The organism is Undibacterium sp. YM2 (assembly GCF_009937975.1).
Lineage (GTDB): Bacteria > Pseudomonadota > Gammaproteobacteria > Burkholderiales > Burkholderiaceae_D > Undibacterium.
Genome location: NZ_AP018441.1, coordinates 5,314,007 through 5,327,876 on the forward strand (window position 1 = coordinate 5,314,007; position 13,870 = coordinate 5,327,876).

Sequence of the window (13,870 nt, forward strand, 5' to 3'; positions counted from 1 at the left end):
CCCGGAAAGCTTTTCCCAACGAGGAGTCCCGCATGAGACTAAGCGCCCCCACACTCTTGCGACAAATACCATATTGCGTGTTATTGAGCCTGACACTGGCCACACCCATCAGTATTTTTGCCAGCCCTGTACCGGCCAGCAATGCCACAACCGGCACACCAGGCAGTTTCATCAATACCCCGCCAGACATGACTTATTTCGCCCTGCAGGGCGATACTTTGACATCGATTGCCAAACGCTACACCGACAAGACCACCAACTGGCCGATACTGGGCAAGCGTAACAAGATAGGTAATGACAGAACTATCCCCATAGGTACGGCGATACTGATACCGCTGGAACTGTTGCAAGAAGAACCCAGTGAAGCCAAGGTGATTGCCATGACTGGCAACCCGGTTTATAAAGCTGCGGATGGCACGGTTGGCACGCTGGCTCTGGGTAGCATATTGAAAGAAGGCGCGCAGATCAGCACCGACAAAAATGGTTTCCTGACCATGGCCTTGCCGGATGAATCGCGCATCTCCATCCCATCGAACAGCAATGTCAGCCTGTCAAAGTTGCGCAAGACCAAATATACGGCCAGCCCGCGCACTGAAGTTACTTTATTGCAGGGCAAGGTAGAGTCACGCGTTTCTTCGCTGGTCAGTAACAAGGGGCGTTTTGAAGTACGCACCAACCTTGCTGTGGCGGGTGTACGCGGCACCAATTTCCGCGTTGGTGTCAATGAAGACGGTATCGCCAATGAAGTGCTGGAAGGTGGCGTCGCCGTCAATAATACTACTGCCAAGAAGACGGATGAACTGGTACTGACTGCTGGCAAGGGTAATATCATTTCTGCTACGGGTGTCGGCAAGCCTGTAGATCTGCTGCCACCACCGAAGATGAATGACAGCTATCTGCTGCAAGAACGTCCTACCCTGCAATTCCAGGTTGAAGCCAGCCCTGATGCTGCGGGCTATCGTGTACAAATTGCCCAGGACAAGGACATCATCAATGTACTGGCAGAAAACCGCTACAAAGACAACCGCTTCAAGTTTGACGGCTTTGCTGATGGCAATTATTTTGTGCGCATTACCGCCATCGACAAACTGGGGCTGGAAGGCCTGCCACTGGTCAAAGCCGTGACCCTGAAAGCGCGCCCCGAACCACCTTTTACCGTACAGCCCAAAAACAAGACCAGGGCTGAACGTCTGGATTTTGCCTGGACAGAAGCCAGCAATGCCGTGGCTTATCACTTGCAGGTCGCCAAAGATGCAGAATTCAAAAACCTGCTTATCGATAAACCTGACCTGAAAGAAGTACAGTTCAGCGCCGACCGTCCTGCCGAAGCTGAGTATTTCTGGCATGTTGCCACGATAGTGCAAAAAGATGGCAAGCCAGATCATGGACCTTACAGCGATGCCCAGAAATTCCTGGTCTTGCCAGTCACCAGCCTCGCACCACCAGACGAAGGTAATGGCAATCAATTGTCATTTAGCTGGGCGTCTGAACCGGGACAGAAATTCCTGATACAGATAAGCACTGATGCTGATTTCAAGAAACTGTTCCTGAGCAAGGAGCTCGACAAGGCTGAGCTGAAGATCAACCGGCCAGATGCGGGCGTCTACTTCATCCGTGTGCGTTCTACCGACCCGGATGGTTATGTCAGCCCCTTCTCATCGACCCAAAAAATCACGCTGCAACAGCGCTGGACCAGTGGTGACGGTTCTGCAATACAGAGTGGTAACGGCCCTGTCGGTACCAATTATTGATACAATCACAGCATAAAAAGGCCAGGAAAAATTAGCAGCACCCTATGAAAAACAGCCACTTACAGGTAGAACGTATTGCATTACGCGAGTGGCTGGTTCTCAGTATCCTCATCCTCTGCGTCACTGCTGGCCTGCTCTACTACAAGACCCTGGAGCGAACTGACCTGGTCTTGTATGACAGGCTGATGCAACTCAATTCCCGCCCGGCGCGGGATGACATCATCATCGTTGGCATAGATAGTCACAGCCTGAGTGAACTTGGCAAATGGCCGTGGCCGCGCCTGCGTCATGCTGAACTCATCAAGCAAATCAGTGCAGCCCATCCTGTCGCCATCGGCATGGACTTTGTCTTTACTGAAGCAGAAGAACGTAGCGACCAGACACAAAATGGGGACCAGCAACTGGCCGAAGCGCTGGTACGCAGCAATAACGTGGTCTTGCCCCTAATCTCGGAAAATGCTGGCAAGGGCCTGGCCACGGTACGCCCTATCCCTGTGCTGGCGAGTGCAGCCCGTCAATTGGCGCATATCAATCTTGAAGTCGATAAGGATGGCGTAGTGCGTAGCGTTTTCCTGCGTGAAGGCATGAATGGTGAATGGTGGCCACATTTTGCGCTGGCGCTGGCCGACATTGGCAATCAGGTTGCCCCGGGCACCGAAACAAATCTGCCAGGTGAACGCCTGCCTGCAAGCTTGCGCAATGCAACGCCTGAGCCCGGTACCTGGCAGCGCGACTACCTGATGCACATCCCTTTTGCTGGCAGCGCCGGACATTTTCGCTCTGTGCCCTATGTCAGCGTCTTGCGTGGTGAAGTGCCTGCTGATTTTTTCAAGAACAAGTATGTGCTGGTCGGCCCCACGGCCAGTGCCATGGCTGACTCCTTCCCCACGCCGGTATCTGGTAACGAGGGCATGATTTCCGGTGTGGAGATCAATGCCAATATCCTCGCTGCGCTGCTGGACCAGCGCAGCATACATGCTGCCCCCAAGCTGTATTTGTACCTGCTGAATCTGCTGGCCGTGGCGCTGGCGCTGATGGCTTACCAGATGCTGTCACCACGCAAGGCCCTGATGGCGACTGCGGTAGTGGCGGTCATTACCATGTTCGGTAGCTGGGCCATGCTCAGGTATGCAGGGTATTGGGCGCCCCCTACCGCAGCACTGTTTGCACTGATCATCGCTTACCCCCTGTGGAGTTGGCGCAGGCTGGAAGCAGCGATACGCTTCCTGGCCGAAGAATTCAGGATACTCGATAAAGAGCCCCATCTCTTGCCTGAATTTATCGATGAAGATGACGAGCAACCTGTGCGCGCACTGACCGATACCCTCGAACAAAGCATCAATGCCATGCGTGAAGCAGTAGACCGGGTACGTGACCTGCGCCAGTTTGTCAGCGATAGCCTGGCCAGCCTGCCCGATGCGACCATGGTCACCACCACCGATGGCAATGTCTTGCTAACAAACCAGCCTGCGCTTGATTATTTTGCCGGCATAGGCATGCCCAAGGTCAATGATGCACTGGTACCCTATCTGTTTGCCAAGATGTCGCCGCCAAGCAATGCTGATACCGGCTCAGATGCCAGTTTTAGCTGGTGGGATTTGCTCGACATCAAACATACCAAGATCATGTCGCAAGGCATAGAAGTGCGCGACCCGCAGGGCAAGGATTTGCTGATCAAGAGCGCCCCGAGTTACAACGGTGAAAAACAGCTGGTGGGCTGGATAGTCAGCCTCATCGATATCACCAGTGTGCGCGCCGCAGAACGCAGCCGGGATGAAACCCTGCATTTCATTTCGCACGACATGCGTGCACCGCAGGCCTCGATATTGGCACTGCTGGAATTGCAAAAAGACAGCAGCACCGCCCTGCCAGCGGATGAATTCATGGCACGCATAGAAAGGGCATCGCGCTCCACTCTGGGTCTGGCTGATAATTTTGTACAACTGGCGCAGGCAGAGTCGCAGAATTATCGCTACGAAGAAGCCGACTTCCAGGACATCTTGCTGGTAGCGACAGAAGAAATGTGGTCACTGGCCCGCAGCAAGAATATCCGCATACAAACAAAAATCCAGGATGAAGAATTCCCTGTGCTGGTCGATAACTCGCTGATGACCAGGGTGCTGACAAATCTGCTGTCAAATGCCATCAAGTACAGTCCCAAGGACACTACCATCACCTGTTCGCTGGTGCGTGAACAGCGCCTGGCTGACTCTGTCATCGTCTGCTCTATCGCCGACCAGGGCTATGGCATTACCCATGCAGACCAGGCCAGGCTATTCCAGCGCTTCCAGCGCTTCAAGACCAGTGACCAGCCTAAAAATGACGGCATAGGCCTGGGTATGGTTTTCGTCAAAGCCGTGCTGGATAGGCATCAGGCGACCATAGACTTCAGCAGCGTACCGAATGAGGGAACGACCTTCAATGTGCGCATTCCAGCCGACCTGGAATAAATCCCAGCTTTAAGCATGACGACAAAGCAAATGTTGACGCATTGCATGTTGCAAAAAAGGCATAACTCCCTGCATATAAGGCTCACTTGATATGCATCAAATGCCCGCGTTCAGGAAAATGCTGATGCAAAGCGTTATAATGGAGCCTTACATCCCCCCCAGCTTAATTGAGCTTAATTGCAATGCAACTGTCTGCTGTTGGCCTCAACCACACGACCGCGCCGCTGTCCTTGCGCGAAAAGGTCGCCTTCTCGCCTGAGCAAATATCTCAGGCGGTGGTGGCTGCGCGTGCCTGGTTTGGTCGCGATGACAATGTGGCAAGGCATGGCAACGAAGCAGCAATCTTATCGACTTGCAACCGTACCGAACTCTATGCCGCCTGCAAGGGCGACAATGCAGTCGACGCTGCAGCTCACTTCCTGGCAGATTTCCACAAGCTGCCTTACACAGATTTACGGCCGCATCTATATACCCTGCCGCAAGATAATGCAGTAAGACATGCTTTTCGCGTGGCTTCTGGCCTGGATTCCATGGTCATAGGTGAGCCCCAGATCCTGGGTCAAATGAAAGATGCCGTGCGCCAGGCAGAAGCAGCCGGTGGCCTGGGTACTTATTTGCACCAGATGTTCCAGCGCAGCTTTGCTGTCGCCAAGGAAGTACGCACTACCACAGAGATAGGCGCGCACAGTGTCTCGATGGCGGCGGCTGCCGTCAGATTATCACAACGTATTTTTGACAAGATCGCTGACCAGCATGTCCTGTTCATCGGTGCGGGTGAAATGATAGAGCTCTGCGCCACCCATTTTGCTGCACAAAACCCCAAGTCGCTCACCATTGCCAACCGCACACTCGAACGTGGTGAGGCACTGGCCCACCGCTTCAGCGGCAAGGCCATACGCCTGGCCGACTTGCCGCTGCAACTGGCGCAATTCGATATCATCGTTTCATGCACGGCCTCCTCCCTGCCCATCATAGGCCTGGGTCTGATAGAACGTGTGGTCAAGGCGCGCAAGCACCGCCCCATTTTCATGGTTGATCTGGCGGTACCGCGCGACATAGAACCTGAAGTCGCCAAGCTCGACGACGTGTTTTTATACACTGTCGATGACCTCGGCACTGTCGTACAAACCGGCCTGGAAAGCCGCCAGGCTGCGGTGGCGCAGGCAGAAGCCATTATAGAAACCCGCGTGCAATCCTTCATGCACTGGGTTGATGGCCGCGCTGTTGTACCGGTGATACAGGACTTGCATGAAAGCAGCGAGCAACTGCGCCTGATGGAGCTCGAACGCGCGCGCAAGATGCTGGCACGCGGCGATGATATAGACGCCGTGCTCGAAGCCCTGTCCAAGGGTATCACTGCCAAGTTCCTGCATGGCCCGCAACAGGCGCTGCATCAAGCCAGCGGCGATGAACGCGCCCGCCTGGCAACACTGTTACCTCAATTATTCCGCACCAAGCGTTAGCGAACGCTACGCTACTGGCCTGTCCGTGTGAGCGGTAGAGGCCCTGTCTTATATGGGTCATTCTGACCCACCCCATCATTTGCTATATAGCCCAAGAGTACATCATGAAACCATCAATGCTAAGCAAGCTGGACCAGCTTGCCGAACGCCTGGACGAAGTCGGCCACCTGCTCATGCAGGAAGGTGCCACCAATGACATGGATGCCTACCGCAAATTGAACCGCGAGCACGCCGAACTCGAACCACTGGTCGCCCTTTACAACAACTACAAGCAAGCCCAGGCCGATATCGCCGAAGCCGAGCTCATGCTCAGCGACCCGGACATGAAAGCCTTTGCCCAGGACGAAATCGAAGCTGCCAAAAACACCATGCAGACGCTGGAAAGTGATTTGCAAAAAATGCTGCTGCCCAAAGACCCCAATGATGACCGCAACATCCTCATGGAGATACGTGCAGGTACTGGCGGTGATGAAGCCGCCCTGTTTGCCGGTGACTTGCTGCGCATGTATATGCGTTTTGCCGAACGTAATCGCTGGCAGACTGAGATCATGTCTGAATCGCCATCTGAATTGGGCGGTTATAAAGAGGTCATCGTCCGCCTGGCAGGCCAGGGGGTGTATTCCAAACTCAAATTTGAATCTGGCGGCCACCGCGTACAGCGCGTGCCTGCGACAGAAACCCAGGGCCGCATCCATACCTCGGCCTGCACAGTAGCTGTCATGCCTGAGGCCGATGAACTGGCCGACGTAGTCATCAACAATGCCGACCTGCGCATAGATACCTTCCGCGCCAGTGGTGCCGGTGGTCAGCACATCAACAAAACCGACTCCGCAGTGCGCCTGACGCATATCCCTACCGGTATTGTGGTGGAATGCCAGGATGGCCGCAGCCAGCACCAGAACAAGGCGCAAGCCATGCGCGTACTGGCTACCCGCATCATGGATGGCCAGTTGCGTGAGAAGCAGGCCAAGGAAGCCGCCACCCGCAAGAGCCTGATAGGCTCCGGCGACCGTAGCGAGCGCATACGCACCTACAATTATCCGCAAGGCCGCATGACCGATCACCGCATCAACCTGACCCTGTACAAACTCGATTTCATCATGGACGGCGAATTGAATGAACTGACGACCGCACTGGTGGCAGAGCATCAGGCCGAACTGCTGGCTGAACTGGGAGATGATTAAGGACTGATGATTAAGGACTTGCAAGCATATCCATAAGACAAAACCAGCTTTCGCGTAAAATCAACAGTATTTGATTGCGCAATTGCATCAAACTGTCGGATACTCGCTGCCACTGTCCTGTGATACAGAACTAAAACGCCAGGATCGCATCCAATAACAATTCTTTCACCGCGTTCACCATGAATCTGTCGAAAAAACTTTTGCTGTCGATTGCCCTTACCTGCATAGGCTTGCTGGCAGCTGCCATGTATTTGCAAATCGTGGAAAAAATGCTGCCTTGCCCGTATTGTGTATTCCAGCGCTACGCCTTTGCCCTGATCGCGGTTTTCTGCCTGATTGCGGCTGCCACCGATGGCATCATGCACCGTATCACCACCGGTCTGGCGCTGTTATCTGGCTTGATTGGCCTGGGTGCCGCTGGCAAGCATTTCTGGATACTTGAACACCCCGCCCTGTCCTGCGGCATCGACCCGCTGGAAACCGGCCTGAACAGTTTCTTCCTGGCGCAATGGTGGCCAGCCATGTTCAGGGCGGACGGCCTGTGCGAAACACCTTATCCACCGACCATGGGCTTGTCATTGCCAGCTTGGGCAGGAATATTTTTTATATTGTTCAGCCTGACGCTGCTGGTATTGCTGATACGCAATCAAAAAACCAAGCGCAGCATGTTTGGCTCTTCGCGCTGATGCTGGACTGGCTACAGCCTGGCATCACCCTGGCTGGCTGTGAAAACGCCAGCCCGCTGGACCGCATAGACACCCGCCTGCTACTCATGCATGGCCTGGGGCTGACGCGCATACAACTGATCACCCAGTCTGAACTGGTACTAAATGCAGAACAACTCGCCATCATGGATGGCTTGTTAAGCCGCCGCATCCAGGGTGAACCGATTGCCTACCTAGTGCAGGAACGGGAATTTTTTGGTTTGAACTTCCGTGTCACGCCCGATGTATTAATACCCCGCCCGGATACTGAATTACTGGTGGAGCTTGCGCTGCAATATACGCCAGCCAATTCCAGGCTGCTCGATATGGGCACAGGCTCCGGTGCAATTGCCGTGGCAATAGCCCACCAAAGACCAGACTTACATGTGAGCGCGCTGGATGTCAGCCCAGCAGCACTGGCAGTGGCGCAAGAAAATGCCAGCAGGCATCTGCCAGCAGCCAAGGTGAAATTCTATTGCAGCAACTGGTATACCGCTCTCTCTGAACAACAGTTCCAGACCATCGTCAGCAACCCGCCTTATATCGTAGCCAATGATGCGCATTTGCAACAAGGTGATTTACGCTTTGAGCCAGTTGACGCTCTGACTGACCATGCTGATGGCTTATCAGCCTATCGCCACATCATAGGCCAGGCATATTTGCACTTGCTGGCAGATGGCTGGATCTTGCTGGAACATGGTTACGATCAGGCAGAATCAGTGCGGGGCTTATTGATAAAAGCCCGATTTACCGATGTACAAAGCTGGCGGGACCTGGCGGGAATAGAGCGGGTATCAGGCGGAAAACTACTGGCACTGACATCACAACAGACATAAAAAATGGCGCATACTGCGCCATTTTTTATAGGACATGAAAAACTTAGTTCCTGGATGGGAAGATACCTTCCATCGCGATGATGTAGTTCAGACCCAGGTAAGGTTGCATATTGGAGATAGTAGCGCTCGATACGACAGGTACTGTCAATGGAGTGCCGCCGCCAGTATTTGAATTGTTGACGGTACCTGAGCCTGAAACAGATGTGGTAACGCCACCTAAAGCGACTGGACTAGTCGGAGCGGTTCCCGCCGGTAAATATATTGCTGCTGCTGAACCTGCACCGGATGCTGTACTAGTCAGCCCTCCATTATTGAGTACTGCTGCCACACCACCATTCGTCCCAGTACCAACGTTGATAGTTGTACTTGCGGTAATGCTATCCAAAGTAACAGTACCTGTATGGGTATGCGAGGGCATGTTTGCTGTTGTCAATGAGATCGTGGCAGTGCCATTAGAGATCACCGTCGCATTATTACTACCCGCTCTTTCACCCTGTACCACATTTTGCAGGCCGGGCCCTTGCGCTTGGGAACCAACAACAACACGTCCACGCAAATCAGGTATACCAAATGTATTTTGGCCATCGCCACCATACATGGTACCCAACAGGGCAAACATGGCAGAATTTTGACTGATAGGCACAGTTTGTCCATTGCAGAACAGCCAGCCACGAGGAGGATAGTTAAAGCCTACGGCCAATACGGTACCCATAAATGCATCCATTGCATACTCCAATTCAAGTTATCGTTTAAATAGGGATTGTGCTATCTAGTCTCTTCTGCATCCACCCCTTCACCAGGGAGTTGAATTCAGGGCTTTCATCAATGGCTTTAATATGCAAACAAACAAGCAATTTCAAAAAAAGCAAACCAATTCTACAACCCTTATGCAAAAAATACACTGCAAATTTTTCATCGCTGCATCAGTTAACAAATTTTAACTTTCGCACGCAATTGCTCTAGTTGACTATACTTTTGCTCGCAGAGGTCTGCATAATCTGAACCTGGCTTTGCTGGTACGAGACCGCTGGGTTGAGGATCGCCGGTAAAACTGATGTGCCGGTGTTTTGAATGCAAGCCTGATCGCTGTTTCAGTTTCTCCAATAATTGTTCATCGCAATCAAGTTGAAAAAGGCTCAGCAAATCTGACCAAACCACATCAGGCAATTGCTGATAATTCAACAGGAGCAAATCTTCAGCCTCGGCATGTTCCAGCCCTGCGCAATACATGCAGTGCAACATACTCGCAGCATAGGCATCAAAATCTGCAGCAGGAAAGCCAGATACATCGGGTTTAAGCCGTGACGTATCGAGCAAGCCAGGTATCATCTGCGGCCCACGTTGACGCTGGTGCGAAGCAAGCACAGCCTGCGGTTCGCGGTATAAAAAAATGATAGGGATGGCAGGATAGGCCTTGCGCACAAAGGGTAGCCAGGGCAAATGCCAGCTATCAAATTTGATAAAAAAATGAGTCTCTTCGTCACGCCGTCTTTGTCCCAGAGCGGCGATCAAGGCCTGAAAAACAGGTATCGCATTTTCTGCTTCAGCTTGGTCGTGGCAATAGCGAAAAAATGCATCAATGACAGGCGGTTCCGACATCACGATGCACGGTGGCAGCGACGCCAGCATCTGCGTCAGCAAGGTAGAACCGCAGCGTGACACGTGGAAAATAAAAGCCGTGGGTGCCACCTGCGGCATGCAAGCAAGTTGCTCAGGCAAGCTTTCTATTGGTGTGTGGCAAACTTGCCTTTGCTCGCGGCTTTGCTGGTTCAGTGTGTCGAGAAAAAACGACTCCAGAAACCGCGCTTCTCCCAAATAACGCCAGCATACATTTTCCGTAGCAGCATCAATTGCTACCGGGTACCAGCCCAGCATCGAAGGCAAATCACCTTCATTGATCTGCTGGCCGCGCAACAAAGCTCTTTCTTCGGCCACAAAACCGGCTTTATTACCTATGCGATTAATTTGCATATTCAACCCGCTGATGCCTGTCCGAGCCGGATTGCTTCAAGGCGGCTGGCAATTTGGAGGCCAGCACTTTGCCCCGTGGCACGCAGCATGGCGATCACTTCCTGTACATTGCCGTCATGAATGGCAGGATCATCATATTTTGGTTTTGGTCTGGCAATCCAGCCAGCCTCCAGAAACACTCGCTCCAGCCAGTCATTACTGACGCAATCTATCATCAAATGCACCCGTGCCTGGCTGCCCGGATTCACCACGCCATGCAGGCAAGCGGCATTCAGATACCAGGTATCACCAGCAGAAAAATGCACTTCTTCACCATCAATGGTGAACAGCACGCCGGGTGTCGTGGTGATGGGTACATGCAGACGGGTAATCCCATCCTCCAGCGAAGTACCATCGTCCCTGTGCTCTTTGATAATACCGCCAGCCTCCAGCGACATCAGGCGAACAGATGTTTTGTCACATTGAAACGTATCAACCACTTCCCGTAAATAAGGGCAACTTTGCATGAGTGCCGTATCCTGAAAATTGCCTTCATTCACAGGCATGATGTGATCAATACGGCCATCCACCGCGCGCAAGGGCAGGCAGGTCCAGTTGTTGATGTAGGCATTGGTATTGAAATGCCTGATCCATTCTGAGGCTTCGAGTTGCAGCAGTTCTGCATGCAAGCGGGCTAAATCAAAACTGAAGGGTAACTTCAGATAACGGCTAGGCTGTCGCATCAAACTGCCCTTGTTGTGTGATCTTGTTAGCGAGAGTGTTGGCGGGCAATACCTCGGTTAAAGTGTTTGTCCCGGCAAGCTCCTGAGCCTGCCAGTGCATTTGCTCAAACAGGGCATCAGCCCCGAGTGCCACAAAACCCAATTTCAAATACAAACCGCGCGCCGCGAAGTTAGTTTGTTCAACGGCGAGGCTGACTCCCTTTCCCTGGTCTTGTGCATCTGCCTGCAGAGCCAGCAAAATAGCCTTGGCGATACCTTGACGTTGCGCTGAAGGAATAATCGCAATATCGATCAGACGTAATTCATCGCTGCCAGTATGGATAATGACACGCCCGACAGGCTGACCAGCGTGCTCAACAATCACATGCCTGGCCTCAGGATAATTCAGCCTGACGCCCTCCATCTGTACATGCTGTTGCATTTTGATCATTTGCGCGATGAAGGCAGCATCCATGGGCATTTGTCGCAAGTCTTCACGGCGGCTGGCGTACAGTACATCCAGAAACGCCTGATCGTCTTCATGCACTTCACGCAATGCAAGCGCCGCAGGTAATTTATACACAAGCACTCCCAAGCTGGTTAAAATAACATGCATATTATCCTGCCTATGCTTGTGTTTTCTTGCAAGTGAAACTTTTCACAACATTGATCATGACCATCAGCCTAGAACAAGTACACCCCCTCATCGGCAACAAATTTCAACTCGAAACCTCGAATGGCGTCATGCATCTCGAACTGGTAGAAGCAGAAGAACGTCCACGCCGGGGCATACCAGAAAATTTCCGCACCCCTTTGCTATTGATTTTTGCAGGATCATCTAGGCAACCACTGGCACAAGATAATTATTTTGTTGAACACCCTGCCTTGGGCAGACACGTCTGGACTATCGCACCTACCCTGGCTGACCATGCCAAAGGGCAATATCAACGTCCGCATGAAGACGGTGGAACCTGTGTTTATTACCAGGTTTTCTTCAATTGATTTCACTGCGGCAAGACTTTTTAAGCTTATCTATGTGTCATTCAAATTTTTCATCTAATTTGCTTAATTAATTAGCAGATTTTTTGTTACATTTGCACGCAAAAAAAGTTTTCAATGTTAATATTGCAGTTAATTTTTTAACACTTAATCATTTATCTTCTTGATTTATCAAGATAAATTGCAAATCAGAAATATCGGCGATCCAACTGATTGACGGCGATAATGCAATGGCAGTGCCCTTTATTCAGTCCTGGATTTTTGATTTGTTACGTATCGGGTTTCTGCTTAGTCCCGATTTTTTTAGCTTATCGGTGGTGTGCGGATGCCTGGAAGTAATCAAACGGAAAGCAGTGCAGAACCTGCTGCAAACAAAGTCAAAACCTGGTGGCTAAGTGGCCTGCCCGGCGCGGGGAAAACAACACTTGCGCAAAGCCTTGCCAGGCATCTGCGAGAACTATCTATCCCCGTGTGCGTGCTGGATGGCGATGAAATAAGACAGGGCTTATCAAAGGACTTGGGCTTTAGCCTGGCTGACCGTGAAGAGCAAGGTCGCAGGACGGCAGAAGTCGCTCGCTTGCTCAATCTGAATGGAATATCTGCCATTGTCGCCCTGGTTTCACCCAGTATGCGTGGCAGAGCCTTGGCGCGGGGCATAATAGGTCATGACAAATTCATAGAAACCTATGTCTCCACCCCTTTGCATATTTGCCAGCAACGTGACCCCAAGGGCTGGTATGCGAGAGCAAAGCAAAATCCAGCATTGCAATTAACAGGCGTCTCAGCCCCTTACGAAGTACCCGCCACGGCCGAATGTGTCATAGATACCAGCCAGACGAGCTTGTCTGTCGCAATTCAACAACTGGTTTCATTTCTGAAAGTATCCGCGCAACATGGCTAAATACCATTTCATCTCTGGCCTGCCGCGTTCCGGTTCCACTCTGCTGGCTGCATTGCTACTGCAAAACCCGCGCTTTCATGCTGGCATGACCAGTCCTGTTGGCAGCCTGTTTCGCGGCATGCTCAATCAACTCGGTGCCGGAAGTGAATTTGGTACTGTGGTCAGCAAAGCACAAAGGCGCAGGCTTACCCGAGGCATCTTTGAATCCTATTATGCCGACGAGGCTGAGAAGGAAGTTATTTTTGACACCAACCGTATGTGGACTGCCCACATGCCTGTGTTGATGGACCAATTCCCCGACTCAAAAGTCATCGCCTGTGTGCGCAATGTTGCCTGGATCATGGATAGCCTGGAGCGTCGCTACCGCGCCAATCCTTATGAGATCACTCGTTTGTTCAACGACGATGCTGAACGTAATACGGTCTATAGCAGGGTTGAAACCCTGGCTCAGGCAAACCGGCTGGTAGGTTATCCGTGGACAGCGCTGAAAGAAGCCTTTTATGGCGAACATGCTTCTTCTCTATTAATCGTTGACTATGACTTGCTTGCTCAGGCACCTGAGAAAGTCATGCCTCTGGTTTATCAATTTATTGATGAACCTGTCTTCGAGCATGACTTCAACCAAGTCAGCTACGACGCCCCTGAATTTGATGCGCAACTGGGCTTGCATGGTATGCATAAGGTACGCAGCAGTGTCAGCCACGAAAAACGTACGAGTATCCTACCGCCAGACTTGTTCGATAAATTCACGACACTGTCATTCTGGAACAACACCAATCAAAGCAGTGCCAATGTCATTACAGTCAAGACACCTGTGGTAGATAAAGAGGCATCACATGAATAGCATACAAGTTTCCATAGGGCAAATTGCCTGGATGAATCAGAAGGCACATCAACAGCTGGCCCTGCG

At 51.9% G+C, this 13,870-nt stretch carries 13 protein-coding genes; 9 read left to right on the top strand and 4 right to left on the bottom strand.

What is annotated here, in order from left to right:
- The first annotated feature begins 32 nt into the window (after positions 1-32).
- The 6 genes from UNDYM_RS24355 (at position 33) to prmC (ending at position 8,388) form a co-directional block, all read left to right on the top strand.
- Positions 33-1,751 carry a FecR domain-containing protein gene (locus tag UNDYM_RS24355; protein WP_162043429.1) on the top strand — a complete coding sequence of 573 codons (1,719 nt, stop codon included), beginning with the start codon at positions 33-35 and terminating at the stop codon, positions 1,749-1,751.
- A 44-nt stretch (positions 1,752-1,795) separates the two neighbouring features.
- The gene (locus UNDYM_RS24360) at positions 1,796-4,201 is read left to right on the top strand and encodes a CHASE2 domain-containing protein (protein ID WP_162043430.1); all 2,406 of its coding nucleotides are present in this window, start codon (positions 1,796-1,798) and stop codon (positions 4,199-4,201) included.
- A 182-nt stretch (positions 4,202-4,383) separates the two neighbouring features.
- Positions 4,384-5,664 (top strand): glutamyl-tRNA reductase, encoded by a 1,281-nt coding sequence (gene hemA / locus UNDYM_RS24365; RefSeq protein WP_162043431.1) that lies wholly within the window; start codon positions 4,384-4,386, stop codon positions 5,662-5,664.
- A gap of 104 nt (positions 5,665-5,768) precedes the next feature.
- Positions 5,769-6,848, top strand: coding sequence for a peptide chain release factor 1 (prfA, locus tag UNDYM_RS24370; protein WP_162043432.1), 1,080 nt, complete (start codon positions 5,769-5,771; stop codon positions 6,846-6,848).
- Positions 6,849-7,027: 179 nt separating this feature from the next.
- Complete coding sequence (locus UNDYM_RS24375; protein ID WP_162043433.1) at positions 7,028-7,534, top strand: disulfide bond formation protein B; 507 nt, start codon at positions 7,028-7,030, stop codon at positions 7,532-7,534.
- Positions 7,534-8,388 carry a peptide chain release factor N(5)-glutamine methyltransferase gene (gene prmC / locus UNDYM_RS24380; protein ID WP_162043434.1) on the top strand — a complete coding sequence of 285 codons (855 nt, stop codon included), beginning with the start codon at positions 7,534-7,536 and terminating at the stop codon, positions 8,386-8,388. Before UNDYM_RS24375 ends, prmC begins: the two co-directional genes overlap by 1 nt.
- A 43-nt stretch (positions 8,389-8,431) precedes the next feature.
- Here the strand turns inward: prmC and UNDYM_RS24385 are convergent, their stop codons facing one another.
- The 4 genes from UNDYM_RS24385 to UNDYM_RS24400 form a co-directional block, all read right to left on the bottom strand.
- Positions 8,432-9,112 (bottom strand): phage tail protein, encoded by a 681-nt coding sequence (locus UNDYM_RS24385; protein WP_162043435.1) that lies wholly within the window; start codon positions 9,110-9,112, stop codon positions 8,432-8,434.
- 203 nt (positions 9,113-9,315) lie between these two features.
- Positions 9,316-10,359 (bottom strand): sulfotransferase, encoded by a 1,044-nt coding sequence (locus UNDYM_RS24390; RefSeq protein WP_162043436.1) that lies wholly within the window; start codon positions 10,357-10,359, stop codon positions 9,316-9,318.
- Between the two features lie 2 nt (positions 10,360-10,361).
- Positions 10,362-11,081, bottom strand: a complete 720-nt coding sequence (locus UNDYM_RS24395; protein ID WP_162043437.1) for an aspartyl/asparaginyl beta-hydroxylase domain-containing protein — start codon at positions 11,079-11,081, stop codon at positions 10,362-10,364.
- Positions 11,068-11,643: a GNAT family N-acetyltransferase gene (locus UNDYM_RS24400; RefSeq protein ID WP_162043438.1), complete on the bottom strand. Its 576-nt coding sequence runs from the start codon at positions 11,641-11,643 to the stop codon at positions 11,068-11,070. Before UNDYM_RS24400 ends, UNDYM_RS24395 begins: the two co-directional genes overlap by 14 nt.
- Before the next feature lie 89 nt (positions 11,644-11,732).
- Here UNDYM_RS24400 and UNDYM_RS24405 point away from each other — a divergent pair, with 89 nt between their 5' ends.
- From UNDYM_RS24405 to UNDYM_RS24415, 3 genes are all read left to right on the top strand, one after another.
- A complete protein-coding gene (locus UNDYM_RS24405; protein WP_162043439.1) occupies positions 11,733-12,062 on the top strand; it encodes a hypothetical protein in 330 nt (109 codons plus the stop codon).
- Between the two features lie 322 nt (positions 12,063-12,384).
- Positions 12,385-12,960 (top strand): adenylyl-sulfate kinase, encoded by a 576-nt coding sequence (gene cysC, locus UNDYM_RS24410; RefSeq protein WP_162043440.1) that lies wholly within the window; start codon positions 12,385-12,387, stop codon positions 12,958-12,960.
- Positions 12,953-13,804: a sulfotransferase gene (locus UNDYM_RS24415; RefSeq protein ID WP_162043441.1), complete on the top strand. Its 852-nt coding sequence runs from the start codon at positions 12,953-12,955 to the stop codon at positions 13,802-13,804. Before cysC ends, UNDYM_RS24415 begins: the two co-directional genes overlap by 8 nt.
- The last annotated feature ends 66 nt before the right edge of the window (positions 13,805-13,870 follow it).